Source organism: Pseudoalteromonas sp. SR43-2 (assembly GCF_014163885.1).
Classification (GTDB): Bacteria; Pseudomonadota; Gammaproteobacteria; order Enterobacterales; family Alteromonadaceae; genus Pseudoalteromonas; species Pseudoalteromonas distincta.
In genome coordinates, this window is record NZ_JACJED010000022.1 from 48,091 (window position 1) to 73,620 (window position 25,530).

22 protein-coding genes are annotated in these 25,530 nt (G+C 39.7%); 18 read left to right on the forward strand and 4 right to left on the reverse strand.

The genetic code is table 11. The features are described from left to right. The first annotated feature begins 9 nt into the window (after nucleotides 1-9). The 6 genes from ampE (at nucleotide 10) to H5120_RS16840 (ending at nucleotide 9,079) form a co-directional block, all read left to right on the forward strand. Nucleotides 10-861, forward strand: coding sequence for a beta-lactamase regulator AmpE (ampE, locus tag H5120_RS16815; protein WP_182675569.1), 852 nt, complete (start codon nucleotides 10-12; stop codon nucleotides 859-861). 352 nt (nucleotides 862-1,213) lie between these two features. Continuing rightward, the gene (gene pdhR / locus H5120_RS16820; RefSeq protein WP_002957764.1) at nucleotides 1,214-1,963 is read left to right on the forward strand and encodes a pyruvate dehydrogenase complex transcriptional repressor PdhR; all 750 of its coding nucleotides are present in this window, start codon (nucleotides 1,214-1,216) and stop codon (nucleotides 1,961-1,963) included. 90 nt (nucleotides 1,964-2,053) lie between these two features. Continuing rightward, nucleotides 2,054-4,720, forward strand: coding sequence for a pyruvate dehydrogenase (acetyl-transferring), homodimeric type (gene aceE, locus H5120_RS16825; RefSeq protein WP_182675570.1), 2,667 nt, complete (start codon nucleotides 2,054-2,056; stop codon nucleotides 4,718-4,720). A 10-nt stretch (nucleotides 4,721-4,730) separates the two neighbouring features. Next, nucleotides 4,731-6,632 (forward strand): pyruvate dehydrogenase complex dihydrolipoyllysine-residue acetyltransferase, encoded by a 1,902-nt coding sequence (gene aceF, locus H5120_RS16830; protein ID WP_182675571.1) that lies wholly within the window; start codon nucleotides 4,731-4,733, stop codon nucleotides 6,630-6,632. Nucleotides 6,633-6,837: 205 nt separating this feature from the next. Continuing rightward, the gene (gene lpdA, locus H5120_RS16835; protein WP_002957761.1) at nucleotides 6,838-8,262 is read left to right on the forward strand and encodes a dihydrolipoyl dehydrogenase; all 1,425 of its coding nucleotides are present in this window, start codon (nucleotides 6,838-6,840) and stop codon (nucleotides 8,260-8,262) included. 136 nt (nucleotides 8,263-8,398) lie between these two features. Next, the gene (locus H5120_RS16840) at nucleotides 8,399-9,079 is read left to right on the forward strand and encodes a tRNA-uridine aminocarboxypropyltransferase (protein ID WP_182675572.1); all 681 of its coding nucleotides are present in this window, start codon (nucleotides 8,399-8,401) and stop codon (nucleotides 9,077-9,079) included. Between the two features lie 10 nt (nucleotides 9,080-9,089). Here H5120_RS16840 and H5120_RS16845 read toward each other — a convergent pair whose 3' ends face one another. After that, nucleotides 9,090-9,605 carry a hypothetical protein gene (locus H5120_RS16845; protein ID WP_182675573.1) on the reverse strand — a complete coding sequence of 172 codons (516 nt, stop codon included), beginning with the start codon at nucleotides 9,603-9,605 and terminating at the stop codon, nucleotides 9,090-9,092. Nucleotides 9,606-10,541: 936 nt separating this feature from the next. Here H5120_RS16845 and H5120_RS16850 point away from each other — a divergent pair. The 4 genes from H5120_RS16850 to H5120_RS16865 are packed head-to-tail and all read left to right on the forward strand — an operon-like array spanning nucleotide 10,542 to nucleotide 15,175. Continuing rightward, complete coding sequence (locus H5120_RS16850; RefSeq protein WP_182675574.1) at nucleotides 10,542-11,546, forward strand: Fe(3+) ABC transporter substrate-binding protein; 1,005 nt, start codon at nucleotides 10,542-10,544, stop codon at nucleotides 11,544-11,546. Further along, complete coding sequence (locus H5120_RS16855; protein WP_182675575.1) at nucleotides 11,546-13,177, forward strand: iron ABC transporter permease; 1,632 nt, start codon at nucleotides 11,546-11,548, stop codon at nucleotides 13,175-13,177. The genes H5120_RS16850 and H5120_RS16855 overlap by 1 nt, the downstream gene beginning before the upstream one ends. Then, nucleotides 13,178-14,227 (forward strand): ABC transporter ATP-binding protein, encoded by a 1,050-nt coding sequence (locus H5120_RS16860; protein WP_182193971.1) that lies wholly within the window; start codon nucleotides 13,178-13,180, stop codon nucleotides 14,225-14,227. Nucleotides 14,228-14,275: 48 nt separating this feature from the next. Then, nucleotides 14,276-15,175: a Dyp-type peroxidase gene (locus tag H5120_RS16865; RefSeq protein ID WP_002957754.1), complete on the forward strand. Its 900-nt coding sequence runs from the start codon at nucleotides 14,276-14,278 to the stop codon at nucleotides 15,173-15,175. 7 nt (nucleotides 15,176-15,182) lie between these two features. Here H5120_RS16865 and argR read toward each other — a convergent pair whose 3' ends face one another. Beyond that, nucleotides 15,183-15,650: a transcriptional regulator ArgR gene (gene argR, locus H5120_RS16870; RefSeq protein ID WP_002957753.1), complete on the reverse strand. Its 468-nt coding sequence runs from the start codon at nucleotides 15,648-15,650 to the stop codon at nucleotides 15,183-15,185. Nucleotides 15,651-15,875: 225 nt separating this feature from the next. Between argR and mdh the strand changes: the two genes are divergently transcribed. Beyond that, nucleotides 15,876-16,808 (forward strand): malate dehydrogenase, encoded by a 933-nt coding sequence (gene mdh, locus H5120_RS16875; protein ID WP_002957751.1) that lies wholly within the window; start codon nucleotides 15,876-15,878, stop codon nucleotides 16,806-16,808. A 247-nt stretch (nucleotides 16,809-17,055) separates the two neighbouring features. Here the strand turns inward: mdh and ispB are convergent, their stop codons facing one another. Further along, the gene (ispB, locus tag H5120_RS16880; protein ID WP_024596483.1) at nucleotides 17,056-18,027 is read right to left on the reverse strand and encodes an octaprenyl diphosphate synthase; all 972 of its coding nucleotides are present in this window, start codon (nucleotides 18,025-18,027) and stop codon (nucleotides 17,056-17,058) included. A gap of 422 nt (nucleotides 18,028-18,449) precedes the next feature. Here ispB and rplU point away from each other — a divergent pair, with 422 nt between their 5' ends. From rplU to H5120_RS16915, 7 genes are all read left to right on the forward strand, one after another. Continuing rightward, nucleotides 18,450-18,761, forward strand: a complete 312-nt coding sequence (gene rplU / locus H5120_RS16885) for a 50S ribosomal protein L21 (RefSeq protein ID WP_182675576.1) — start codon at nucleotides 18,450-18,452, stop codon at nucleotides 18,759-18,761. A gap of 16 nt (nucleotides 18,762-18,777) precedes the next feature. Next, nucleotides 18,778-19,035 carry a 50S ribosomal protein L27 gene (rpmA, locus tag H5120_RS16890; RefSeq protein ID WP_002957747.1) on the forward strand — a complete coding sequence of 86 codons (258 nt, stop codon included), beginning with the start codon at nucleotides 18,778-18,780 and terminating at the stop codon, nucleotides 19,033-19,035. A gap of 138 nt (nucleotides 19,036-19,173) precedes the next feature. After that, nucleotides 19,174-20,331: an Obg family GTPase CgtA gene (gene cgtA, locus H5120_RS16895; RefSeq protein ID WP_002957746.1), complete on the forward strand. Its 1,158-nt coding sequence runs from the start codon at nucleotides 19,174-19,176 to the stop codon at nucleotides 20,329-20,331. 73 nt (nucleotides 20,332-20,404) lie between these two features. After that, nucleotides 20,405-20,896, forward strand: coding sequence for a type 3 dihydrofolate reductase (gene folA / locus H5120_RS16900; RefSeq protein WP_138489689.1), 492 nt, complete (start codon nucleotides 20,405-20,407; stop codon nucleotides 20,894-20,896). A 78-nt stretch (nucleotides 20,897-20,974) separates the two neighbouring features. After that, on the forward strand, nucleotides 20,975-21,352 hold the full coding sequence (locus H5120_RS16905; RefSeq protein WP_024594810.1) for a DUF3718 domain-containing protein: 378 nt from the start codon (nucleotides 20,975-20,977) through the stop codon (nucleotides 21,350-21,352). 448 nt (nucleotides 21,353-21,800) lie between these two features. Next, nucleotides 21,801-22,685, forward strand: coding sequence for a UTP--glucose-1-phosphate uridylyltransferase GalU (gene galU / locus H5120_RS16910; RefSeq protein ID WP_024594811.1), 885 nt, complete (start codon nucleotides 21,801-21,803; stop codon nucleotides 22,683-22,685). 130 nt (nucleotides 22,686-22,815) lie between these two features. Further along, on the forward strand, nucleotides 22,816-23,289 hold the full coding sequence (locus tag H5120_RS16915; RefSeq protein WP_024594812.1) for a peroxiredoxin: 474 nt from the start codon (nucleotides 22,816-22,818) through the stop codon (nucleotides 23,287-23,289). A gap of 105 nt (nucleotides 23,290-23,394) precedes the next feature. Here the strand turns inward: H5120_RS16915 and H5120_RS16920 are convergent, their stop codons facing one another. Then, the gene (locus H5120_RS16920; protein WP_002957741.1) at nucleotides 23,395-25,521 is read right to left on the reverse strand and encodes a S8 family peptidase; all 2,127 of its coding nucleotides are present in this window, start codon (nucleotides 25,519-25,521) and stop codon (nucleotides 23,395-23,397) included. Nucleotides 25,522-25,530 lie beyond the last annotated feature (9 nt).

Sequence of the window (25,530 nt, forward strand, 5' to 3'; positions counted from 1 at the left end):
GTTATTCCCATGATTTTAGTTTCTATAATAATTGCATTAATACTGGAGCGTTTAGGGGCTCGGTCTAATTACTGGCAGATAAGCTATTACACAAATGGTTATTTAAATCGCTCTAGTAAGCTACTAGGTGACAAAGGCTTATTTAGTTCTGCACCGGGTTTTTTAATTTGGCTTTTACTCCCAGTAATAGCAATAGCGTTTATTTATTGTTTATCTGATTTTGTACTATGGCAGTTAGCTATTAATATTGCCGTGCTTTTGGTTTGCTTTGGTTGTGCCAAGCAGCGTGCTTTATATAAGTCGTACTTAAATGCCTTAACGCGAGATGACGGTACTGCTGCATCTTTATATGCGTTGCAAATAGGTCAAAAGCGTACTGATGATCAAGAGGGTGGCGAAACCTTTGGGCAAACATTGGCGTGGGTAAACTTTAGATTTTACTGTGCGGTGATTTTTTGGTTTGTTGTTTTAGGTGCGCCAGGCGCGGTTTTATATGCACTGGTACGTACTTTAGCTGATTTAGTACGAGATGATCATAAAGTAATATTTGCTAAGCGTTTTAAACTTATACATAAACTACTGTTCTGGCTTGACTGGTTGCCTGCACGCATCACCAGCTTTGGTTATTTAGTAATAGGTAACTTTAATAAAGGCACAAGTTGTTGGCTACGTTACGTACTTAACTTTAAATCTCCAAATCGCGAAGTAGTAACGTGTACTGCACTTGCTGCAGAGCAAGTTGAAAAGCGTTATTACGGCTGTACCTACGAAGCCACGTGTATGATTAAACTTGTTAAGCGCAATGTATTATTTTACTTAGTACTTATAGCGTTGCTTACATTATTTGGTGGGCTGTCTTAAGTTGATGCCTTTTTAATAAAGTACCTTATGCAATGTAAGGTGCTTTAATCTCTTCCTGCAGTTTTTAAATTCAATAAAATAGAGCTAATATTCTAATTCATTCTGGTCAGACCAATTGTTTTCATCCCAAATACGTTATAACAATTTTTGCAAATTGCGCATTGTTTGATCTTCGTTCAAAATGCGTTACGCTACTTTAATTGCTCAAACTACCTGTAAATTGACAGCTAATAGTGTTTTTGATACCGTATTGAAAATTTTTGGTATGACCAATTTACCTTTTGGGTAAATCATACTACTTAAAGCCCCGTTTTATGGGCTCTTGGTATTTATACAACGCGGACGTTGATTCATGTCTTTAAAGATTAAAGCAGCAAAATTATCTGATGTTATTTTACAGCAACTTGAGAATATGATTCTTGAAGGCTCGTTAGCACCAGGTGAAAAGTTGCCACCAGAGCGTGAACTAGCAAAGCAGTTTGAAGTGTCTCGCCCGTCACTGCGTGAGGCAATTCAAAAATTAGAAGCGAAAGGTTTAGTTACGCGTCGCCAAGGTGGCGGCACGTTTGTAAAAAATCAGCTCGAAGAAGGGCTTACTGATCCACTTTTTGATTTGATTAGTAAGCACCCTGAGTCGCAGTTTGATTTACTCGAATTTCGTCATGCATTAGAAGGGATTGCTGCTTACTACGCAGCACTGCGCGGGACCAGCAACGATTTTAGCAAAGTAAAACAAAGCTTTGATGAAATTGCCTTAGTTAATGATGATTTACAGCAAAAAGCAAAAGCAATTAATGCATTTCACTTTAGCGTGGCAGAAGCCTCGCACAATGTGGTGTTACTGCATTTAGTTAGAGGTATGAAAGCGCTGCTTGAGCAAAATGTATTGCAAAATTTAACTGTTCTATTAAAAAAGTCAGATATTAGCAGTCAGTTAGCCCAACACAGGCGTTTATTAATGGATGCCGTTATTGACGGTAATCCAGAACAAGCCCGTTTAGCAAGTAATGCGCACTTAGCATTTATCGAAGAAGCACTACTTGAAGCAGGCAAAGAACATTCGCGAATTGAACGTAGTTTAAGACGCACTAAACAAAATTAAGTTAGTACATAACTACTTTGAACACACAAATTAAGTAGCTGTGATATTAAATTAACAATATTCGTATTTTAAACATAAGGAAACCTCCATATGTCTGAAGTCAATAAAATTGACGTAGACGCGCTAGAAACACAAGAGTGGTTACAAGCTCTTGAATCAGTTGTGCGCGAAGAAGGTGTTGAACGAGCTCAGTTTTTACTTGAGCAAGTATTAGAGCAAGCCCGTTTAGACGGCGTTGATATGCCAACGGGTATTACCACGAACTACGTTAATACTATTCCTGTAGATCAAGAGCCTGCTTACCCAGGTGATGTAAATCTTGAACGTCGTATTCGTTCAATTATACGTTGGAACGCGATTATGATCGTTCTACGTGCATCTAAAAAAGATCTCGACTTAGGCGGCCATATGGCGTCTTACCAATCATCTGCTGCTTTTTATGAAGTGTGTTTTAACCACTTCTTTAAAGCACCAAATGATGTAGACGGTGGTGACTTAGTTTATTACCAAGGTCATATTTCTCCAGGTATTTATGCACGAGCATTTGTTGAAGGTCGTTTATCGGCTGCGCAACTAGATAACTTCCGCCAAGAAGTTGATGGCGAAGGCTTACCATCGTACCCACACCCTAAGTTAATGCCTGAGTTTTGGCAGTTCCCTACGGTATCAATGGGCTTAGGTCCTATTTCATCAATTTATCAAGCACGCTTCTTAAAATACTTAGATGGTCGTGGCTTAAAAGACACTAAAAACCAACGTGTATATGCGTTTTTAGGTGACGGTGAAATGGATGAGCCAGAATCACGTGGTGCTATTTCTTTTGCTGCACGTGAAAAACTAGATAACCTTTGTTATTTAATTAACTGTAACTTACAGCGTTTAGACGGCCCAGTTATGGGTAACGGTAAAATTATTCAAGAGTTAGAAGGCTTGTTTAAAGGCGCTGGCTGGAACGTAATTAAACTAGTGTGGGGCAGCGGTTGGGATATTCTGCTTGCTAAAGACACAACAGGTAAATTACTACAATTGATGAACGAAACAATTGATGGCGATTACCAAACTTATAAAGCTAAAGATGGTGCATACGTGCGTGAGCATTTCTTTGGTCGCTACCCTGAAACAGCTGCCCTTGTTGCAGATATGACAGATGACGAAATTTTTGCGCTTAAGCGTGGTGGTCATGAGCCATCAAAACTATTTGCTGCATTTAAAAAAGCAGAAGAAACAAAAGGTCGTCCAACTGTAATTCTTGCTAAAACTGTAAAAGGTTACGGCATGGGCGAAGCCGCTGAAGGTAAAAACATTGCGCACCAAGTGAAAAAAATGGACATGTCGCATGTTGCACATTTACGTTCACGCCTTGGTCTTGATGACTTAGTATCTGAAGAGCAATTAAAAGAATTACCATACCTAGAGCTTGAAAAAGGTTCACCAGAGTACAAGTACCTACATGCGCGTCGTGATGAGCTTAAAGGTTACACACCTAAGCGTATCCCACGTTTTAGTGAAAAACTTACGTTGCCAGAAGTAGATGCATTTAAGCCACTACTTGAAGAGCAAAAGCGTGATATATCTACTACTATGGGCTTTGTTCGTGCACTTAATATCTTATTAAAAGATAAAGGCATTGGTAAAAATATCGTACCAATTATTGCAGATGAAGCGCGTACATTTGGTATGGAAGGTTTATTCCGTCAAATCGGTATTTACAATCCGCATGGCCAAAACTACACGCCACAGGATCGTGATATTGTTTCTTACTATAAAGAAGCAACTTCAGGTCAAGTATTGCAAGAAGGTATCAATGAGTTAGGTGCAATGTCGTCATGGGTTGCTGCTGCAACTTCATACAGCACTAACGATTTACCAATGATCCCATTCTACATTTACTACTCTATGTTTGGTTTCCAACGTGTTGGCGACATGGCATGGATGGCGGGCGATCAACAAGCACGTGGTTTCTTATTAGGTGCTACAGCGGGTCGTACAACGCTAAATGGTGAAGGCTTACAACACGAAGATGGTCACAGCCACATTCTTGCAAACACGGTTCCTAACTGTGTTTCTTATGACCCAACTTACGCGTTTGAAGTTGCAGTTATTGTACAAGACGGTATTCGTCGTATGTACGGTGACGACCAAGAAAATATTTACTACTACCTAACGCTTATGAACGAAAACTACCATCAGCCAGCTATGCCAGAAGGCGCTGAAGAAGGTATTCGTAAAGGTATTTACAAGCTTGAAAGTTACGAAGGTAAAAAAGCCAACGTACAGCTATTAAGCTCAGGTACTATTATGACTGAAGTGCGCAAAGCTGCTTCAATCTTAAGCGAAGAATATGGTATTGCATCAGATGTTTACTCAGTAACATCTTTCAATGAGCTAACGCGTGATGGTCAAGATGTTGAGCGTTTCAACATGCTTAATCCTGAAAGCGAGCAAAAAACAGCATTTATCACAAGCGTATTAAACGACTCTGTGACTGTTGCAGCAACGGATTACATGAAAAACTACGCAGAACAAGCGCGTTCATTCATTCCAAGCAGCAACTACAAAGTGTTAGGTACAGATGGTTACGGTCGTTCTGATAGCCGTGAAAACCTGCGTCGTCACTTTGAAGTTAACGCAAGCTACGTTGTTGTTGCTACGTTATCTGAACTTGCTAAACGCGGTGAAGTTGAGAAGTCAGTAGTTGTTGAAGCACTTAAAAAGTTCAACATCGACACTAACAAACTTAACCCACTGTACGCATAAGAGGTTTGCAATGAGTATTGAAATTAAAGTACCTGATATTGGTGACGATGAAGTAGAAGTAACTGAAATATTAGTAAGCGTTGGCGATAAAGTAGATGTTGACCAATCATTACTAAATGTTGAAGGCGACAAAGCATCAATGGAAATACCTGCTTCTCAAGCGGGGACTGTAAAAGAGATTAAAGTTAACGTTGGAGACACCGTTACAACAGGCTCTTTAGTATTTTTGTTTGAAGGCGAGAGTGAAGGCACTGATGAGAAAAATACATCAGCCGCTGCTCCAGCCAAATCTGAAGATGCAGCACCAGCTGCTTCTACAGGTTCTTCTATTAAAGAAGTAACGGTACCAGATATTGGAGATGATGAAGTTGAAGTAACTGAAATCATGGTTGCTGTTGGTGACACTGTTGAAGAAGAGCAATCTATCTTAAACGTGGAAGGCGACAAGGCAGCAATGGAAGTTCCAGCTCCATTTGCCGGCACAGTTAAAGAAATTAAAGTAGCCGCTGGCGACACAGTTAAAACTGGCTCGTTAGTGTTTGTTTTTGAAGTAGCAGGAAGTGAATCTGCAGCACCGGCTAAAGAGTCGGCTCCTGTAGAAGCGCCAGCTGAGAGCTCAACAGCAAGTTCAGCACCAAGCACTAAAGAAGTTAATGTACCTGATATTGGTGGCGATGAAGTTGAAGTAACTGAAATTATGGTTGCCGTTGGCGATACGGTTTCAGAAGATCAATCAATCTTAAACGTTGAAGGCGACAAAGCTGCAATGGAAGTACCAGCTCCATTTGCAGGTACAGTTAAAGAAATTAAAGTAGCTGCAGGCGATAAAGTATCGACTGGTTCATTAATTTTTGTATTTGAAGTTGCAGGCAGTGCGCCAGCTGAAAAATCAGCACCTGCAGCAGCGGCTAAAACTGAGTCAGCACCGGCTCAAGCGGCACCTGCAAAAGCAAGTAATGAAAGCTTCACAGAGAACAGCGCGTATGCTCATGCATCACCCGTTGTTCGCCGTTTAGCGCGTGAGTTTGGTATTAACCTAGCTAACGTTAAAGGCACTGGTCGCAAAGCCCGTATAGTTAAAGAAGACGTGCAAAACTACGTTAAAAACTTAGTTAAGCAAGTTGAATCTGGTCAATTATCTGCAGGTAGTAGTGCAGGTGGTAGTGAGCTTGGTCTTATTCCATGGCCTAAAGTAGATTTTGCTAAATTTGGTGAAATTGAAGAGAAAAAACTGTCTCGCATTCAAAAGCTATCAGGTAAAAACTTACACCGTAACTGGGTACAAATCCCACATGTTACACAGTTTGATGAAGCTGATATCACAAGCCTTGAAGTATTCCGTAAAGAGCAAAATGCACTTAGCGAAAAGAAAAAGCTTGGCGTTAAAATCACACCACTTGTGTTTGTGATGAAAGCAGCAGCTAAAGCACTTGCAGACTTCCCAACATTTAATTCTTCACTGTCTAACGACGGCGAAAGTTTAATTCTTAAGAAGTACATTAACATTGGTGTTGCTGTTGATACGCCAAATGGTTTAGTAGTGCCAGTGTTTAAAGATGTTGATAAAAAAGGCATTATTGAATTATCACGTGAACTAATGGAAGTATCTGTTAAAGCACGTGACGGTAAGCTTACATCGTCTGATATGCAAGGCGGCTGTTTTACTATCTCTAGCCTTGGCGGTATCGGCGGTACGGCATTTACGCCGATTGTTAATGCGCCAGAAGTTGCTATTTTAGGTGTATCTAAATCTGAAATGAAACCTAAATGGAATGGCAAAGAGTTTGAACCAAAACTAATGGTTCCGCTGTCTATGTCATACGACCATAGGGTTATTGACGGAGCATTAGCTGCACGCTTTACTGTGACTCTTGCAAGTTACATGAGCGATATTCGCCAGTTGGTGATGTAACCAGTTTAGTAAAATTGGTATACGCAATAAAATAAATAGAATCAAATCCCAGCCAGTTGTTTTTAGCTGGGATTTTTACCATTTGCAATGATACAATCTTTGTACGAATTGCATCACTTTGTGCGCTGCTCACTCTTTCTGCCTTGCAGAAACATGGCAGTTAAATTTTAGGGCAGTGTCCCGTTCAAACAATTAAGGTAAAAGCATGAGCAACGAATTAAAAACTCAAGTTGTTGTACTAGGCGGTGGTCCTGGTGGTTATTCTGCGGCTTTCCGTGCTGCTGACTTGGGCTTAGAAGTTACATTAGTAGAATCTCGCGAAACATTAGGTGGCGTATGTCTTAATGTTGGTTGTATTCCTTCTAAAGCACTTTTACACGTAGCTAAAGTGATTGATGACGCAGCAGAAATGTCATCTCACGGTGTTACTTTTGGCGCACCAAAAATCGATCTTGACCAAGTTCGTACTTGGAAAGATTCTGTAGTTGGCCAGTTAACTGGTGGACTAGAAGGCATGGCCAAAATGCGTAAAGTGAAAGTTGTATCTGGATACGGCAAATTCACTGGCAGCAATACTTTAGTAGTTGAAGGCGCAGACGGCGCTACAACTATCACGTTTGATAACGCGATTATTGCAGCAGGTTCTAAACCAGTTAACTTACCTTTCATCCCAGAAGATGACCGTGTAATTGATTCAACTGGTGCATTAGAACTTAAAGACGTACCAGAAAAGCTACTTGTACTTGGTGGTGGTATTATCGGTCTTGAAATGGGTACGGTTTACCGTGCGCTAGGTTCTGCAATTGATGTTGTAGAATTTGCTGATCAATTAGTACCAGCAGCTGATAAAGACATTATCAAAATTTACCAAAAATACGTAAGCAAAAAATTCAACGTAATGCTTTCAACTAAAGTTGTTGGTGTTGAAGCTAAAGAAGACGGCTTATACGTAACGTTTGAAGGTAAAAACGCACCAGCAGAACCAGTACGTTACGACAAAGTACTAGTTGCAGTTGGCCGTACTCCAAACGGTAACTTACTTGATGCTGAAAAAGCGGGCGTAAACGTTGATGAGCGTGGCTTTATTAATGTTGATAAGCAATTACGTACTAACGTAAGCCATATTTTTGCAATTGGTGACTTAGTTGGTCAACCTATGCTTGCGCATAAAGCGGTTCATGAAGGTCATGTTGCTGCAGAAGTTATTTCTGGTCAGAAACATTTCTTCGACCCTAAATGTATTCCTTCAATAGCGTACACAGACCCAGAAATCGCTTGGGTAGGTGTTACTGAGAAAGAAGCAAAAGAGCAAGGCTTAAAAGTTGAAACTGCGGTATTCCCGTGGGCAGCATCTGGTCGTGCAATTGCATCTGCTCGTACTGAAGGTTCTACTAAACTTATCTTTGATAAAGAAAGTGGCCGTATAATCGGTGGTGCTATGATCGGTATTAACGCAGGCGAAATGCTTGGCGAAATCGGTTTAGGTATTGAAATGGGTGCTGATGGAGAAGACTTAGCGCTTACAATTCATGCTCACCCAACATTGAATGAATCAATCGGCCTTGCAGCTGAAATTTTTGAAGGTTCAATCACTGATTTACCAAACAAAAAAGCAGCTAAAAAGAAGTAATTTAACTTTTTAGTATTTGCTTGAAAAACCCAACTTCGGTTGGGTTTTTTTATGTCTATTTTTAACCTAGATAAATATAAGATTAAATAACAAGAAGTCGTTACAATGCGCGCTTAATTAATTGAAGGTAAATACAGTGAAAAACTCAGTTTTAGCATTACGCGCTCAACAAATAAGTGAATCTCGTCGAGAGTTTAATGCTCGAGGCGGTAAATTAGATCGCTGTGAACAATGCCTGATTGCTAAGCACTACTGTATTTGTAAAGGTGTTGAGCATGCAGATTGTAAGGCCGCTGTATGCTTACTGATGTATCATAATGAAAGCTTTAAACCTTCTAATACAGGGCGTTTAATTGCTGAAATAGTGCCAGATAACCACGCATTTAGATGGGATAGAACAGATCCTAACCCCGCTCTTTTAGCTTTAATAAGTGATTCGCAGTATCAGCCTATGGTCGTCTTTCCCGCAGAAGATGTAGAAGAGGGCAGAGCCATTACAGAAGTGAGTATTGAATCAGGTAAAAAGCCGCTATTTATATTCTTAGATGGTACGTGGCGCGAAGCTAAAAAAATGATTCGCAAAAGCCCTTATTTAGATAACTTGCCTGTACTTTCTGTTACTGCTGATAAACTATCTGATTACCGATTACGTGTAGCCCCTCATGCACATCAACTAGGCACCGCTGAAGTGGCTATTATGGTATTAGCACTTGCGGGCGAAATGGATGCATCGACAAAATTAGAGCAGCATTTTATTAAGTTTCGTGATGCGTATTTATTGGGTAAGCGCAATAAAGGCCGACCGCTAGAAGGTTAATTTTACGAAGTTAAGCAAATGCTTGCTGATTTTTTAAGTGAGCAAGTGCTTTATTTTGAATTGCTCTGAAGCCTTCTTCAGATGTTAATTGTAAAACAGTATTATACAATTGACTTATACTATTATGCACTTGAATAAACGAGATACAGTCTGCACCAATCATTTCTTTTGCTTCTTCAACTCGTTTTAAAAAGTAGCAGCTAATGTCTATTTTGCCATTAAATTGAGTCGTTGCAATTGCGTCTGCTATTCTATTAAGTTGATAACTAAACTCATCAGGTCGAGCACCTTCACCCCACTTGCTAATACGAATGTCGCGTTCTAACTGAATAATTTCGTTAAGTATATTTTTAAACTCACTCATTGGCATATTTAAAAAGTTATAACCTTTGGGGTTAAATAAAGCTTTATAGGGATTTTCGTCGGGAGTTCGGGCACTAAAAACACCAATTGGTTTTGCTGTAATTGCGTCTGATACTTTACATAAAAAGGTATTATTTTGAGATGTTTTAAAATTCATATCCATTGAGTATTTATGATCCTTGCGTTATTTAGTTATCGGCGCAATTAATAAAAAACTTAGCGAAATTTAAAACATTAATAAAGTATTTTAAGGTCTTAGCATTGATTGGCTGTGATGCGATATTACTCAGTAAAGATTTGTGATAATTGCTCAGTGCTTTACTCACCCAAATTTTAGGCAAAGAAAAGCGCGCTCTATCTCTAGGCGCGCTTGCGGAATCTTCTAATTTTCTGCATCCTGCAATTGAACTTAATCAACTCCAATTTTCACTAATCCATGTTTATTACTATATTACTTTTTAGTTCTATGTAATGTAGACCATCCGGGCCTGTATCCTTTAATTCCTAAACATCCTGTAGGGTAAATACTATTACCAAATCCTTAATTACACTTCCTAGTGTATCCTTGTTTTAACCAATCCCTTGTGTTGCCTTAAAGGCCTGTCCATTTATTCCTTCAACATCCTGTTGAACAACTTAGCCTTGTTGTTATCCTTTTCGCATCTTCCTGACGCTGTCCTTTTTACAACATTGCGTTGTGATACTCATCCTGAGCCTGTCCTAAAATCCGTGTTGTCCTGATAACCTAATCATTGGTTGGTTGAGTAAGCAGTCCATTTCCTTTTACTCAATAAGCGTCATTGCTTGGTTGATGTGTAAATTATAGTGCAATACAGCAACTAAAATAGAGATAAAACTACATTCAATTAGTGTTTTTGCAATAGCAACAAAAATAAATTTCATATTACTCATAGATTTAACTGTTTTTAGGTTGTTTTTTATCTTGTTTTTTACTCATTAGCTGTCACATCCGTAAGACATCTCTTACACCGTATTTCCTTTTTGGGCGTTATTTACATATTTACATTTATTTAAAGTGTGCACTTTTAGAATGAGCACGGTAGAATTCGTTGATAATAACAGTTATTTAGGTGGAATAATGAAGAAAGTATTTGCACTTGTTTTAGGGGTAGTTGCATCGGCACCAGTCTTTGCAAACGATGTTGTTAACATCTACTCTTTTCGTCAACCGTTTTTAATTCAGCCAATTTTAGAAGACTTTACAAAGCAAACAGGCATAAAAACCAATGTTGTTTTTGCTAAAAAAGGGCTAATTGAGCGTGTTAAACGCGAAGGCAAGCACAGTAAAGCTGATTTAGTATTAACCTCTAACTTTAGTGCGCTTATTCAATTAGAAGATTTAAAATTAACACAAACTATAAAAAGTGACAGTGTAAATAATAATGTTCCAGCTGCCTTTCGTGACGGTAATGGCCAATGGGTTGCGCTTACTAAGCGAGTGCGTAATGTGTATTCATCAAAAGAGCGAGTTGGTGAGTTACCTAAGCTCACTTATGAAGATTTAGCAGACCCTAAATACAAAGGACAAATTTGTACGCGCTCTGGCAAACATCCATATAATTTAGGTTTAGTAGCTTCTATGATTGCACACCATGGTGAAGCGCAAACTAAAGAGTGGCTTGAAGGTGTTAAGGCTAATTTAGCGCGCAAGCCTCAAGGTAACGATCGTGCTCAAGTTAAAGCTGTTAAAGAAGGTTTATGTAACTTGGCATTAGGTAATAGTTACTACCTTGGCAAAATGCTAGAAGATAAAGAACAAAAAGGTTGGGCAGAGGCCGTAAATATTAACTTTCCGAATCAAGTTAATCGTGGCTCACACATAAATGTATCGGGTGCGGTTATTACCAAATACGCTAAAAACCCTGAAAATGCATTAAAGCTCATAGAATATATGACCGACAGCAAAGCACAAAACATGTATGCCTCATTAAATATGGAGTATCCAGTTAAGTCGGGTGTTGAATTATCAACTTTGGTTGCCTCTTGGGGTAGCTTTAAAGAAGACAGCTTGCCACTTGATGAGATTAGTAAATATCGTCCGTTAGCACTTAAGCTAATTGATGAGGTGAAGTTCGATCTTTAATGACTAATAAATTTAAGCTGTCTAAATGGCAGCTCTTTGCGTGGTCGACTGGCTTAATACTATCGGCCCCGTTGTTTTTTCTTCTTTTTGAATCTCTACAAGGTAGCTCTGAGGTGTTTTCTCACCTGTGGGATACCGTGCTTTGGGATTACATAACCAATACCGTATTGTTAGTTTTAGGTGTTTGCGTCCTTAGCTGCGCCATAGCTTTGCCACTTGGGTGGTTAACGGCTTACTGTAGTTTCCCGGGTAAAAAACAGTTTGAATGGGCACTTATACTACCCCTTGCTATGCCCACCTATATTATTGCCTATGTATACACTGATTTATTAGATTATGCGGGCCCGGTGCAAATAGCATTGAGAGAATGGTTTGGCTGGCAATCACCTAACGACTATTGGTTTTTTGATATACGAACATTACCCGGCGCCATAGTTATGATTGCCTTGGTACTTTACCCGTATTTATTTTTAATTTTTAAAACAGCCCTTCGCGAGCAGTCATTCAAATTAGTACAAGCTAGTCAGTTAATGGGGCTATCTCCTGGGCAAAGCTTTTTTAAAGTCAGCTTAGTACTCTCTCGTGGGGCAATTGTGGCGGCCCTTGCACTTATTAGTATGGAAACCATGGCCGACTTTGCAACAGTGAGTTATTTTGCCGTAAGTACATTAACAACCGCCGTATACGATACGTGGTTTGGTTATTACTCACTTACAGCGGCCGCTAAAATATCGGGTGTGATGTTACTGCTGTTATTTTTAGCATTAATGGCAGAGCGTTTTAGTCGCCGAAACCAAGCGGTATTTGAGCGCCAATCAAGTGTAAATAGCGAATCTCTCTATGTATTAAAAGGAAAGTCTGCTTGGCTCGGAACGGCATTTTGTAGCTTTATTTTACTTATCGCTTTTGTAATTCCTATTGCAGTACTTATAAATTACGCCATTACCTACTTTGATAAAGCATGGGATGTAGAGTTTTTTAGTTACGCTTGGCAAAGTTTAAAAGTGGCAGGGGTTGTAAGTGTTATAACGATTACATTGAGTGTTTTTGTGGTTTTTTATCAGCGTGTTGCAAAGCAAGCGTATCCGCTTATTCCTGGGCGCTTAGCAAGCACGGGTTATGCGTTGCCTGGCACAGTACTCGCTATTGCGGTTTTATTACCTCTTACATTATTAGAGAACACCATTAACACAGCGCTCGAGAAGTATAACTTAGACATTGGCTTACTGCTTACAGGTAGCATTCTTACTATTATTATTGCTTATATTGTTAGGTTTTACGCCATTGCACACGGAGCAATTGAGTCGAGTTTTTTACGTATTAGTCCATCACTTGATATGGCAAGCCAATCAATGGGTAAAAGCCAAGGGCAAACGCTGCGTTTAGTGCATCTACCTTTACTGCGAAGAGGGTTACTCACTGCTGCCTTATTGGTATTTATTGAATGTATGAAAGAGTTGCCAGCTGCGCTATTGCTCAGACCGTTTAATTTTGAAAGCTTAGCTACTCATGTATTTCAGTATGTGAGTGATGAGCAATTAGAGCTTGCTTCAATATCTGCATTATTTATTGTTATTGTTGGGTTTATTCCTTTGTACTTTATTAATCGTTCTATGGAGCAGCGTAGTTAAATGAGTAGTTTAATTTTACAAGGCGTGAGCTATCACTATAACGGCACAAAGGTTATTCACGATTTAGATTTAACAGTGGGTAAAGATGAAATTGTTTGCCTACTCGGGGCGAGTGGATGCGGCAAAACAACCACATTAAAAGCGATTGCAGGTTTAATTGAAGCCAAGCAAGGGTCTATTTTTATAGACGGTAAATTAGTGAGTGATGAGCAATCGTTTGTCTCACCTGAGCATCGTAACATCGGCATGATGTTTCAAGATTATGCGTTGTTTCCGCATTTAACGGTGGCAAATAATATCGCATTTGGGCTTAGTAAAATGAGTAAAGCTCAAAAGCAGCAACGCGTTGATGAAATGCTTAAGCTTGTACATTTAATTGGCTGTGCTGACAGGTTTCCACATCAGTTATCGGGTGGCCAACAGCAACGCGTCGCTATCGCTCGTGCATTAGCTTATAAACCTAGTTTGTTATTGCTTGATGAGCCTTTTTCAAACATTGATACACAAGTACGCTTTGAACTAATCGCCGATATACGTCGAATTATTAAGGCAACACAAGTATCTGCTGTGTTTGTTACACACTCAAAAGAAGAGGCGTTTGCGTTTTCAGATACACTTGCCATTATGCATCGCGGTAAAATTGAGCAACAAGGCACGCCTGAGCAGCTTTTTGCAGCTCCGTGTTCAAAGGAGGTTGCAGAGTTTCTGGGTCAGGGCATATACTTAAGCGCAGAAGTGTTAACCGCAACTGAATATAAAACACCATTTGGTTTAGTCGAATCTTATGTTGAGAGTAAGCATAATGTAAGTGCAGGGCTTATATATGTGCGCCCTCATCAAATAGAATTAGTGGCAGATAACCAAAGTGACAAATTCAGCAAGCGAGCTACAATCATAAGTCGTCGCTTTATTGGTTCGGCGTATGTTTATTCGCTTGTTATTGATGAACAAGAAATTGAAGTTGCTGCACAATATGGCCAGTCATTTGAAAATAATGATCAGGTTATAATAAAAATAAAACCTCACACGGTGAATTTTTTCGAATCGTAATTAATTTGTTATTCGCTGTGTTTTTATCTGTAAAACTAAGGAATAACAATGGCGCAAGCGCAATCAGGGATTTGTGCTGAAGCAAACTTACACGGTTTGCACTTATTTTTTAATGTGTTTGATGGTCAAGACGAATCACTTCGCGCAAAGTTAAAACAAGTAAGCGCTATAGAAGAAGAGTTTAGCGATCAATTTTCAGAATCAATGCTCTCTTGTATGGTTGCTATTGGTGCGCAATACTGGCCGCATATCCTCCCTGAATACATTCCAAGCGAATTACAGAGCTTTCCCAATATAACCCATAGCGATCACCAAATGAGCGTACAACCGTGCGATTTATTTGTGCAAATTCGCTCTGACCGTGAAGATGTTAACCATTTATTTGCGCTGCAAATTTTAAAATTATTTGCCCCCGATGTAGAGCTGGTGGAGCAAATTCGGAATTTTCGCTTTTTAGATGGTCGTGATTTTAACGGTTTTATTTATGGTGGCGACACCGCACATGGAAGAAAAAAGCGCGCTACGGCTTTAATCAGCAACCCTGGTAGCTTTGAAGATCAGGGGAGTTATATTCATGTTCAACGTTATAAACATGATTTAACTATGTGGCAGCACTTATCATTGAGTGAGCAAGAGCAAATAATGGGACGTACGCGTCTTGATAACACGCTAATTACCCCAGCGGTCGAAACCAGCCATGCTTCGCGAAGTGAGCTAAAAGACGAACACGGACAACCGCTACTATTAAATCAAAGCATGCCTTATGGCGACGTGTATGAGCAGGGAATGTTATCAATTACATGCGCTTGTACGGGCACCGCGTTTGAAAAAGTACTTAATAGTCGTTTAGGGGAAGGGGATTGCTACGACCACTGGCTTGATTTTACCCAAGCCGATATGGGCTCTGCTTTCTTTGCCCCTTCAATAGGGTTTTTAAAACAAATTTAATTTGCTATTAAACCGTATCAAATAAAATGCGAACGCGTTCAAGTGTTACATCTATTTCAGATATTTTAGCCGGAGCGATAAAAATAGTATCGTCGCCTGCAATTGTTCCTAGTACGCCATCTGCTTTACCTAATGAATCTAATAAACGTGCAATAAGCTGAGCAGCACCTGGGCTGGTACGAATGATGATCATCATTTCGTTGTGCATAATGTCGATTACTAATTGGCGTAATGGGCTTTTAGCCGTAGGTACACCCATTTCAGCAGGTAAGCAGTAAACCATTTCTTGCTTGGCATTACGTGTACGTACAGCGCCAAATTTACTTAACATGCGTGAAACTTTACTTTGGCTTATATTGTCAAAACCTTGATCTTTTAACGCATCAACTATTTCGCCTTGAGAGCCAAAATTTTCTTCTTTTAATAGTGATTTAAATGCTTTTACCAGTGCTTCTTGTTTATCTTGTGGTTGCATAGTCTTTATTCGTTTTTGTTATTTATGCCGCAAATTCTACACAAAAATGAATAATTATGCAGCAGTTGTTTAGTTAACTTGCCAGTTTGATGCGTTAAATCACATAAGTTTACGACTATGGTCGAAAATATACTTGAAATAGACAGGATAAATTTGTTTTTAGTCGCTAATTTCATTATCTTAAGAGCCACAAATGTTTCCTACCTCAAATTACGGAGAATTCCAATGAAAGTTGCTGTATTAGGTGCTGCAGGCGGTATCGGCCAAGCGTTGTCTTTATTATTAAAAACAGGCTTACCAGCTGGCTCTGAATTATCACTTTATGATGTTGCACCAGTAGTACCAGGTGTTGCGGTTGACCTTTCTCACATCCCAACAGATGTTAAAGTTGCAGGCTTTGGCGCAGACGATTTAAATAAAGCGCTTGAAGGCTCTGACATCGTTCTTATCCCAGCGGGTATGCCGCGTAAACCAGGTATGGATCGTGCTGATTTATTCAATGTAAATGCTGGCATCATCAAAACGTTAGCAGAAGGCATTGTTGCCAGCTGTCCTAAAGCGTTAGTAGGTATTATTACTAACCCAGTAAATGGCACAGTTCCAATTGTTGCTGAAGTATTCAAAAAAGCAGGTACTTACGACGCTAAACGCGTATTCGGTATTACTACGCTTGACGTTATTCGTTCAGAAGCATTTGTTGCTGAACTTAAAGGCGTAGACGTAGCAACTGTAAAAGTACCAGTAATTGGTGGTCACTCAGGCACAACTATTCTGCCTCTACTTTCTCAAGTTGAAGGTGTTTCTTTCACTGATGAAGAAGTTGCTGCACTTACTCCACGAATCCAAAATGCGGGTACTGAAGTTGTAAATGCTAAAGCAGGCGGTGGTTCAGCTACGCTATCTATGGGTGCTGCTGCAGCTCGTTTTTGTATGTCTTTAGTTAAAGGCCTACAAGGTGAAGAAGTTGTAGATTACGCTTACGTTGCTGTTGAAAATGGCGATGCAGAGTACTTTGCACATCCAGTACGTTTAGGTAAAAACGGAGTAGAAGAAATTCTTTCTTACGGCGAACTAAGCGCATTTGAAACAAAAGCAAAAAATGACATGCTTGAAACTCTGAAAAAAGACATCAAAGAAGGTGTTGATTTCATGGCGTAATAGCCGGTTTGAGCGATACCAATAGCATTAAATAAATGAGCAGTTATTACGATGGATAAATAGCTCGTTAGCAAGGCAAATACTACGATGTATAGTTGTTCTATATAAATAATATTTAACGCAGCTAATGAGTTATTTAGCCCGAAAGAATGCTTAATGTTTTGATAAAATTGGTATATAAAAAAGCCTGCATTTGCAGGCTTTTTTATTGCTCAGAATTAATGTCACACTGTGTAACTAGTTAAAACTAGTGGTCGCGGTCAACCGCAATACGGGCAAGGCTTATAAGTGCTTGCTTATAGTCAGACTCAGCTAAAAAGTCTAAACAGGCAATGGCTTTTTCGGCCTCAAGCTCTGCTTTTTGCATTGTAAACTCAAGCGCATTAGTTTGTTTTAGTGCAGTTAAAATTTCCTCTAAATGCTCCATACCATTACTGTGCTCTATTGCATCACGAATAAGCTGTGTTTGCTGCTCGCTACCATGTTGCATAGCATAAATAAGCGGAAGGGTTGGTTTGCCTTCAGCTAAATCATCGCCAATGTTTTTACCTAGCTGCTCAGCATCTGCATTGTAATCGAGTACGTCATCTACTAGTTGAAACGCAGTACCTAAATGCATACCGTATAGGTTTAGTGCATCAAGTGTCGCTTGGTCTTGCTCTGTGATAATGGCAGCAAGGCCTGTAGCTGCTTCAAATAATTTAGCCGTTTTAGAGTAAATAACCTGCATATAGCTGGCTTCAGTCGTATCTGGGTCATTGCAGTTCATCAGCTGCAATACTTCACCTTCAGCAATAATGTTTGTTGCATCGGCAAGTACTTGCATAATCTGCATTTTTCCAAGGCCAACCATAAGCTGAAATGAGCGAGTGTAAATAAAGTCACCAACCAATACGCTAGCAGCATTACCAAATTCAGCATTTGCTGTAGGCGTGCCACGTCGTAAGTTTGATTCATCTACAACATCATCATGCAATAGCGTTGCTGTATGGATAAACTCAACAATTGTTGCAAGTGTTATGTGATCTTTACCCTGATAACCGAGCGCTTTGGCTGCTAAAATAGCCAGCATTGGACGAACGCGTTTGCCGCCACTGCTAACTATATATAAACCAAGCTGATTAACTAACGCCACATCTGAGCGCATTTGCGCATGTATAAGTTGATTGACGTCATTCATATCGCTTTCGATTAACGCCTGGATAGCTTTTATATCCATTGATCTCCGAGCCAATTTTTATGTGTGAACGGCGCAGATTGTACAACAAAAAATGCACTAGCTCGATATTTTGTGACGATTGATTGAAAAAACACTATTAAAGTACTTAATTTAGACTGAATTAGCCAAGATAACTGATTAATTGATAATCAATATACAGTTTATGGTGTGCTTAGATATTGAGCTGTGAGGGTCATATTTGAGTACATTAATTTATTTCGGCTAAGAGTTAAAAAGCGCTTGGCAAAAGGGCCAATTAATATAAAATGGGGTAAATATTGAATTGCTCTCAAAGCAGCTACTTTTTATTCATTTTAATTACAAAATAGGCTTGCTAGTTATTTCGCGTTAGCGTAAACTTCGCGCCCTATCGAAGAATATTTTAGTTGCGCCGATTTGAGGGTGCACAGACGGAGTTAATTATGTACGCGGTTTTCCAAAGTGGTGGTAAACAGCATCGTGTGACTGAAGGTCAAACGATTCGTCTTGAAAAATTAGACGTTGAAACTGGTGCGGCAGTAGAATTTGATTCAGTACTTTTAGTTGCTGATGGTGAGAAAATCGAGATCGGTGTACCGGTCGTAAACGGTGGCAAGATAACAGCTGAGGTTGTTTCACATGGTCGCGGTGAGAAGATTAAGGTTGTTAAATTTAGACGCCGTAAGCATTCTCGTAAGCAAATGGGCCATCGTCAATGGTTCACTGAAGTTAAAATCACTAGCATTAGCGCTTAATTAGAGGTACTTAGAAATGGCACATAAAAAAGCAGCTGGTAGTACTCGTAACGGTCGCGATTCAGAAAGCAAACGCCTAGGTGTTAAGCGTTTTGGTGGCGAATCAGTTCTAGCGGGTAGCATCATTGTTCGTCAGCGTGGAACTCGTTTCCACCCTGGTACTAACGTAGGTATCGGTAAAGACCACACTATCTTCGCAAAAGCAGATGGTAAAGTTCAGTTTGAACAAAAAGGTCCTTTAAACCGTAAATACGTAACTATCGTAACTGAGTAATCAGTAAGGTAGTTAAAAACCCCGCCTTTGCGGGGTTTTTTGTTTTGTAGTCAGCCAATATATACCCAAGCCTGCATTTGTGCTGGCTTGGGTATATAATAGAGTTATTAAACAAGCCAATCCCTAAAGTGAGTAATCATGAAGTTTGTAGATGAAGTAGAAATTCGCGCAGAAGCTGGAGACGGTGGCAGCGGCATCGTGTCTTTCCGTCGTGAAAAATATGTTCCAGATGGTGGACCAGACGGCGGTGACGGTGGAGACGGTGGTAGTGTTTATCTACAAGCTGATGAAAACTTAAATACCTTAATTGATTATCAGTTTGAGCGCTTCCATAGAGCTGAACGTGGTACTAACGGTCGTAGCCGTAACTGTACAGGCCGAAAAGCTGATGACTTATTTGTTATGGTGCCTGTAGGCACGCGCATCATGGATGTTGATACCCAAGAGGGACTTGGCGATTTAACGCAACATGGTCAACGAATTTTGGTTGCAAAAGGTGGTTTCCACGGCTTGGGGAATGCGCGTTTTAAATCAAGTACTAACCGAGCACCTCGTCAAAAAACATTAGGCACACCAGGTGAAGTACGTAACTTAAAATTAGAGTTACTATTATTAGCTGATGTTGGTTTACTTGGATTACCAAATGCCGGTAAATCTACGTTTATCCGCAGTGTATCTGCAGCAAGACCAAAAGTAGCTGATTACCCATTCACGACGCTTATTCCTAATTTAGGTGTAGTACGTCCTGAAGCAAATAAATCATTTGTTATAGCCGATATTCCGGGTCTAATTGAAGGTGCATCTGATGGCGCAGGCCTAGGTATTCGCTTTTTGAAACATTTAGAGCGTTGTCGTGTGTTATTACACATTATTGATGTAATGCCGGTAGATGGTTCAAACCCTGTTGATAATGCGTTTTCGATTATTAACGAACTGCACCAATACAGCCCTAAATTAGCTGAGAAGCCACGCTGGTTAGTATTTAACAAAATAGATTTATTACCAGAGGATGAAGCAAAAGCGTTATGCGAATCGATTGCAGAAGAGCTGGGCGAAACTGAAAATATCTATCACATTTCAGCAATTAATAAACTTAACACTCAACCATTAATCCACAACATAATGACACTACTTGATAGCATGCCTAAAGAGAAGTTTGTACAAGTGGAAGATGAAGAAGTTGAATTTAAGTGGGATACCTATCATGAAAAAGCCACTAAAGGTAAGGGCAATGATGATGATTGGGATGACTGGGATGAAGATGATTACGACGTAGAAGTTGTCTACGAGCGTTAATTAAATAGAATTTACTAAAAAGGAGCTTATGCTCCTTTTTCTTTGTTTAAGAATAAAGTACTAGGTGTTTATTATGATAATTTCAATGATAGCAGCAATGGCAAATAACCGTGTAATTGGTCTAGATAATAAAATGCCATGGCATTTACCTGCAGATCTTCAGCATTTTAAAAAGGTCACTACGGGTAAGCCTGTGATCATGGGTCGTAAAACTTTTGAGTCTATAGGCCGTCCATTACCTGGGCGCCGTAATATTATTATTACTCGAAACAGCGAATATACTGCACAGGGTATTGAAGTAGTAACTACGCCAGATGCCGCATTAGAACTCGTTGCTACTGCTGAAGAAGTAATGATTATTGGTGGTGGTAATATCTATGAGCAATTTTTACCAAAAGCAGAGCGCCTGTATCTAACTTTTATTGATTTAGATGTTAAAGGCGATACACAGTTTCCTGATTACAATAAAGTTGCTAATTGGTACGTGAAAGAAGAGCAAGAAAACCATCCGGATGACAAGAATTTATCTAGTTATAAATTCGTAACTTTATATAAAGAACGTTAACATTATTGCGTAAATTTTGATAGATTGATATAATATTCGATAGTCTATATAAGAACAAAGTATTATAAAGGGTTTGTCATGTTTAAATTACCAAAGCTAGTTGCACTTACTGCCGTTGTAGCTGTTAGTTCGTTTTCGTATACAGCACCTGTAAATGCTGAAGATCAATTAGCAGTATCTATTTGTGAATATATTGCGGCAGACGATAAAAACCGATTACGCAGCAAGCTTAAAAGCTCTCGTGTAAAAATTCGTAATATTTATGATGCAGTACAATGTAATGGTAATAACTTATTACGTCATGCTGTTGCTAGTAATGCAGTAGATACTGGTGAGTATATAGTTAAAAACTTATCAAAAAGTGCGTTAACAGATGGTGCTGATATTGCTTGGGCTGAAGGGAATTTTGCCAGCTCACCGCTTATTGCAGTAATTAAAGAGCGTGCAGGTCTTTAATTATAAAAAGGTTTTGTAACGCGACCTTTAGTTAGAAATTTATTGGTCTGGGTTTGTTATTTATAGCAAACCCAGGCTTTTTTCGTTTAGCTAATGTAATCTCACCCCACAACAAAATCATTAATAAACTTCATAACTTACCTGCTCATTTTAAATAACCAAAAATGTAGAGTCTCTGTTTAATAAACAGCTTCAAATTTACTTCTTCAAAAGAGGTAACTTTATTCAGCTGGTATCTATTTTGTATCTGCTAGTTTGTACCAATACGCAATAATACTTAATTATTTTGCGGGGCTAAATGTGTCGCACCTGTGTTAAAAAATTCTCATTTAGAACAACTAAGTAGCGAATTTTTTGCCTAGCTATCAAGACGTTTTTCCATCCTAAAAATAGATCACTTAATTAAGTGAATTGATATTATTTACAAACTTAATCACTAAGGACAGATATGAAAGCTGTAATTCCAGTAGCTGGCTTAGGGACGAGAATGCTCCCTATGACAAAAGCTATCCCAAAAGAAATGCTCCCAATAGTCGATAAGCCTCTAATTCAATATATTGTCAGCGAATGTGTGTCCGCTGGTATTAAAGATATTGTGTTAGTTACGCATAGCTCTAAAAATGCAATCGAAAACCACTTTGATACAAGTTATGAACTAGAAGCGACTCTTGAGAAGCGTGTTAAACGAGCTTTATTAGATGAAATTCGCTCTATTTGTCCAAATGATGTAACTATTATGAGTGTACGCCAAGGTGAAGCTAAAGGGCTTGGACATGCTATTTTATGCGCTAAACCAATAGTTGGTGATAACAACTTTGTTGTGCTCCTGCCAGATGTGATACTTGATGCCTATACTGCGGATCAAGAAACTGAAAACTTAGCGGCCATGATTAAACGCTTTAAAGAAACTCAAGCAAGCCAAATAATGCTTGAGCCGGTAGCTAAAGAAGACGTTAGTAAATATGGTATTGCTGATATAAACGGTGTTGAGTTAATGCCAGGTAAAAGTGCTGCAATTAAAGCAATGGTTGAAAAACCTGATGCAGATTTAGCGCCTTCTAATCTAGCTGTTGTAGGGCGATATGTACTGAGTAAGAATATTTGGCCTCTACTTGCAAAAACGTCTGTAGGTGCTGGCGGTGAAATACAACTTACAGATTCTATTGACGCATTAATGGCACAAGAAACCGTTGAAGCATTTCATATGAGTGGTCGCTCTCACGATTGTGGAGATAAGTTAGGTTACTTAAAAGCAATTGTTGAGTACAGTCTGCGAGATGAAAAGCTAGGTAATGATTTTTCAAGTTTTATAAATGATTTGAATTTACCTTAATACAGCGCGTATTCTTCGTTCTATGGTAGGCTATTTTGAGCTACTAAGTTAGCCGTACTTTTTATACCTAGTAGTAGGCTACGTAGTACGATTGTTACTTATTCTGTATTAATCTTTTCAAGGAATTACCATGATTGAGCAAGGCCAAGAATTACCAGCAGTGACGTTAACGCAATTAACTGACGACGGTATGCAATCTCTTACAAATAAAGAATTGTTTGAAGGTAAAAAAGTCGTGTTATTTGCAGTACCTGGTGCGTTTACTCCAACGTGTTCAAATGCCCATTTACCTGAGTTTATTACCCTTGCTGATAAAATTAAAGCAAAAGGTGTTGATGCTATTTACTGTGTATCTGTTAATGATGCATTTGTTATGAAAGCATGGGGTGACTCACAAAACGCGCAAGAAATTACAATGCTTGGGGATGGCGATGGAAGTTTCACTAAATCGTTAGGGCTTGATAAAGATACTGCTAGTTTTGGTGGTATACGTTCAACGCGCTACGCTATGATTATTGAAAATGCGCTAGTAACTGGTTTATTTGTAGAACAAGACAAAGAGTTTGTTGTAAGCCGCGCAGAATCAGTATTAGAGAAGCTATAACAGTAATAAAGTGTAGATTTTAGCTTTAACTAATCAGCTAGTTATTATTGAAAAAACCGATGTTGGAACAACATCGGTTTTTTTATTAAAGACTCAAACTTTAAATTACGGTTGGTATTGCCCGCTAAGCGTTAAACCAGAGAAAGTGCTATAAGCGTTAACGCTTAAGTGCCAAGTACCTGCTTGTGGATTAGTAAATGTACATGTTTCTGCATTGCCATTTTTATAAGGGCGGCAATCGTATGAGCTTGCTGTTGGTTGGCTACCGTATTTTACAAATAAATCAGCATCGCCACTGCCACCCGATGTTGTTACTGTAAACGTACTCATTCCAGCTGGTACATCTAACGTGTAATGTTTCCACTGCCCAGTATTGGCTGACACATCGCTTATAGTGCCGCCGCCTGCTTGTGGAGTACCTGAACCGCCACCCGATGATGAACCACCAGTAATATTACCTACCAAGCTAACAGCTGAATACGCAGAGTAGCCGTTAAGCATTACGTGGTAAGTTCCCGCAGTAGGGTTATCAATAGAACACTCTTCGCTATTACCGCCTTTATATGGACGACAATCATAGGTAGTAGTTGTAGGTTTACTGCCTGCACGTACGTATAAATCAGCATCGCCAGTACCACCACTCATAGTGAATGTTACGTTAGTTGCACCGCTTGGTACTGTCATCGTGTAAAATGCTTGTGCATTTGCAGCCCCACTTAAACCTGTTTTAGCTTCACCATTAATAAGCTCGCTATCGCCACCTGTAGGTGGAGTAGTGCCGCCACTTGCTGCTGCAACAGCTGCGGCTGCATCAACAATACCCGTACCACAGCTAGTACATGTCGCAGGGAACGAACGGGTAGTTGATTTTAAAATACTTTCTATTTCGTCAGGCGTTGCATCTGGCTTTGCTTGCTTAATAAGTGCCGCAACACCTGCTACGTGGGGCGCAGCCATTGATGTACCCTGTGAAAAGCCATAGCTGTCGCTTGAAGGTGTAGACGAACCTGAATTGTAAGTTGATAGAACGCCTTCAGAGTCGTTTGCAAAGCTTTGAGCGCCACCTGGTGCTGCAACATCAATATTGCTACCGTAGTTTGAGTAATAAGCTCTGCCGCCATTACGGCCCACTGAGGCTACGTTTACTACACCGTTACAGTTACCTGGATTGTAGTTTGCTGAGTTATCGTTATCGTTACCTGCAGCAATAACTACCACAGTGCCGTTACTACGTGCTGTATTAATTGCATTTTGAGTTGTAGAGCTACATGAACCGCTGCCACCTAAACTCATATTAATTACATCAGCAGGGTTTGAGTTAGCAGGAATACCTGAAACACTTCCACCAGATGCCCAAATAATACCGTCTGCAATATCAGAGGTTAAACCACCACACTTACCGAGTACACGAACAGGCACTACTTTTGCGTTATAAGCTACGCCTGCAACACCTTCACCGTTATTGGTTACCGCAGCAACTGTGCCGGCTACGTGCGTGCCATGCCAGCTAGAGTTTTGTGCACCGTTAGTGCCACATTCATTCGCAGCAACTGCATCACCTGGATCACGTGCATCGCTATCGCGACCACCACCGTCATTAGCTACCGAAAGGTTAGAGATCATATCGTAACCCGGTAAAATATTAGCGTTTAAATCAGCATGAGGGCGGTAGCCCGTATCTAGTACAGCTACAACTACACCGCTACCCGTTGCGGTATCCCATGCGGTCGGTAAGTTTAAACCACCGGCTTGCTCGTAGTAGTGCCATTGGTCATCAAAACGTGGATCGTTAGGAGTTGAAAACGGCTTTAACATTTGATCCACTTCAATGTATTCAACATTGCCAGAATCAACCATTTCTTGCATAAACTCTTGGGCCTCTGCCGCACTTAATTTTTTATCAGCACGCATTACGTGGTGGTTATTAAGTGCCATTGCACGAACGTATTTTGCTTTTACTTTGCCTTTTTTAGAAGCGAAGTTTTTAACAAAGCTTTGTGCGCGCTTTTTCATGCTAGCTGGGCTTGCGTCTGCAGTTGAGAGGCTCGCCATTTCGTTATTATTTTTATATTTAATAATGAACTGAGTTTCGAAACCGCCTTGGCTTTGTAGTTTAGCCGATGTTTCAGCCATTGAACTTGAAACTGATTGAGCCATGCCAGATGTTGCAGCAAAAAGCGTACTAACTGTAATTGCAATTGCACATCTTTTAAAAGTTTTACTTGTTGTCATAATTATCCC

Excerpts from the sequence above, each read along its gene's own strand:
- ampE (WP_182675569.1), top strand. The coding sequence starts at position 10 with ATGATTTTAGTTTCTATAATAATTGCATTAATACTGGAGCGTTTAGGG.
- pdhR (WP_002957764.1), top strand. The coding sequence starts at position 1,214 with ATGTCTTTAAAGATTAAAGCAGCAAAATTATCTGATGTTATTTTACAG.
- aceE (WP_182675570.1), top strand. The coding sequence starts at position 2,054 with ATGTCTGAAGTCAATAAAATTGACGTAGACGCGCTAGAAACACAAGAG.
- aceF (WP_182675571.1), top strand. The coding sequence starts at position 4,731 with ATGAGTATTGAAATTAAAGTACCTGATATTGGTGACGATGAAGTAGAA.
- lpdA (WP_002957761.1), top strand. The coding sequence starts at position 6,838 with ATGAGCAACGAATTAAAAACTCAAGTTGTTGTACTAGGCGGTGGTCCT.
- H5120_RS16845 (WP_182675573.1), bottom strand. The coding sequence starts at position 9,605 with ATGGATATGAATTTTAAAACATCTCAAAATAATACCTTTTTATGTAAA.
- H5120_RS16850 (WP_182675574.1), top strand. The coding sequence starts at position 10,542 with ATGAAGAAAGTATTTGCACTTGTTTTAGGGGTAGTTGCATCGGCACCA.
- H5120_RS16855 (WP_182675575.1), top strand. The coding sequence starts at position 11,546 with ATGACTAATAAATTTAAGCTGTCTAAATGGCAGCTCTTTGCGTGGTCG.
- H5120_RS16860 (WP_182193971.1), top strand. The coding sequence starts at position 13,178 with ATGAGTAGTTTAATTTTACAAGGCGTGAGCTATCACTATAACGGCACA.
- H5120_RS16865 (WP_002957754.1), top strand. The coding sequence starts at position 14,276 with ATGGCGCAAGCGCAATCAGGGATTTGTGCTGAAGCAAACTTACACGGT.
- argR (WP_002957753.1), bottom strand. The coding sequence starts at position 15,650 with ATGCAACCACAAGATAAACAAGAAGCACTGGTAAAAGCATTTAAATCA.
- mdh (WP_002957751.1), top strand. The coding sequence starts at position 15,876 with ATGAAAGTTGCTGTATTAGGTGCTGCAGGCGGTATCGGCCAAGCGTTG.
- ispB (WP_024596483.1), bottom strand. The coding sequence starts at position 18,027 with ATGGATATAAAAGCTATCCAGGCGTTAATCGAAAGCGATATGAATGAC.
- rplU (WP_182675576.1), top strand. The coding sequence starts at position 18,450 with ATGTACGCGGTTTTCCAAAGTGGTGGTAAACAGCATCGTGTGACTGAA.
- rpmA (WP_002957747.1), top strand. The coding sequence starts at position 18,778 with ATGGCACATAAAAAAGCAGCTGGTAGTACTCGTAACGGTCGCGATTCA.
- cgtA (WP_002957746.1), top strand. The coding sequence starts at position 19,174 with ATGAAGTTTGTAGATGAAGTAGAAATTCGCGCAGAAGCTGGAGACGGT.
- folA (WP_138489689.1), top strand. The coding sequence starts at position 20,405 with ATGATAATTTCAATGATAGCAGCAATGGCAAATAACCGTGTAATTGGT.
- H5120_RS16905 (WP_024594810.1), top strand. The coding sequence starts at position 20,975 with ATGTTTAAATTACCAAAGCTAGTTGCACTTACTGCCGTTGTAGCTGTT.
- galU (WP_024594811.1), top strand. The coding sequence starts at position 21,801 with ATGAAAGCTGTAATTCCAGTAGCTGGCTTAGGGACGAGAATGCTCCCT.
- H5120_RS16915 (WP_024594812.1), top strand. The coding sequence starts at position 22,816 with ATGATTGAGCAAGGCCAAGAATTACCAGCAGTGACGTTAACGCAATTA.
- H5120_RS16920 (WP_002957741.1), bottom strand. The coding sequence starts at position 25,521 with ATGACAACAAGTAAAACTTTTAAAAGATGTGCAATTGCAATTACAGTT.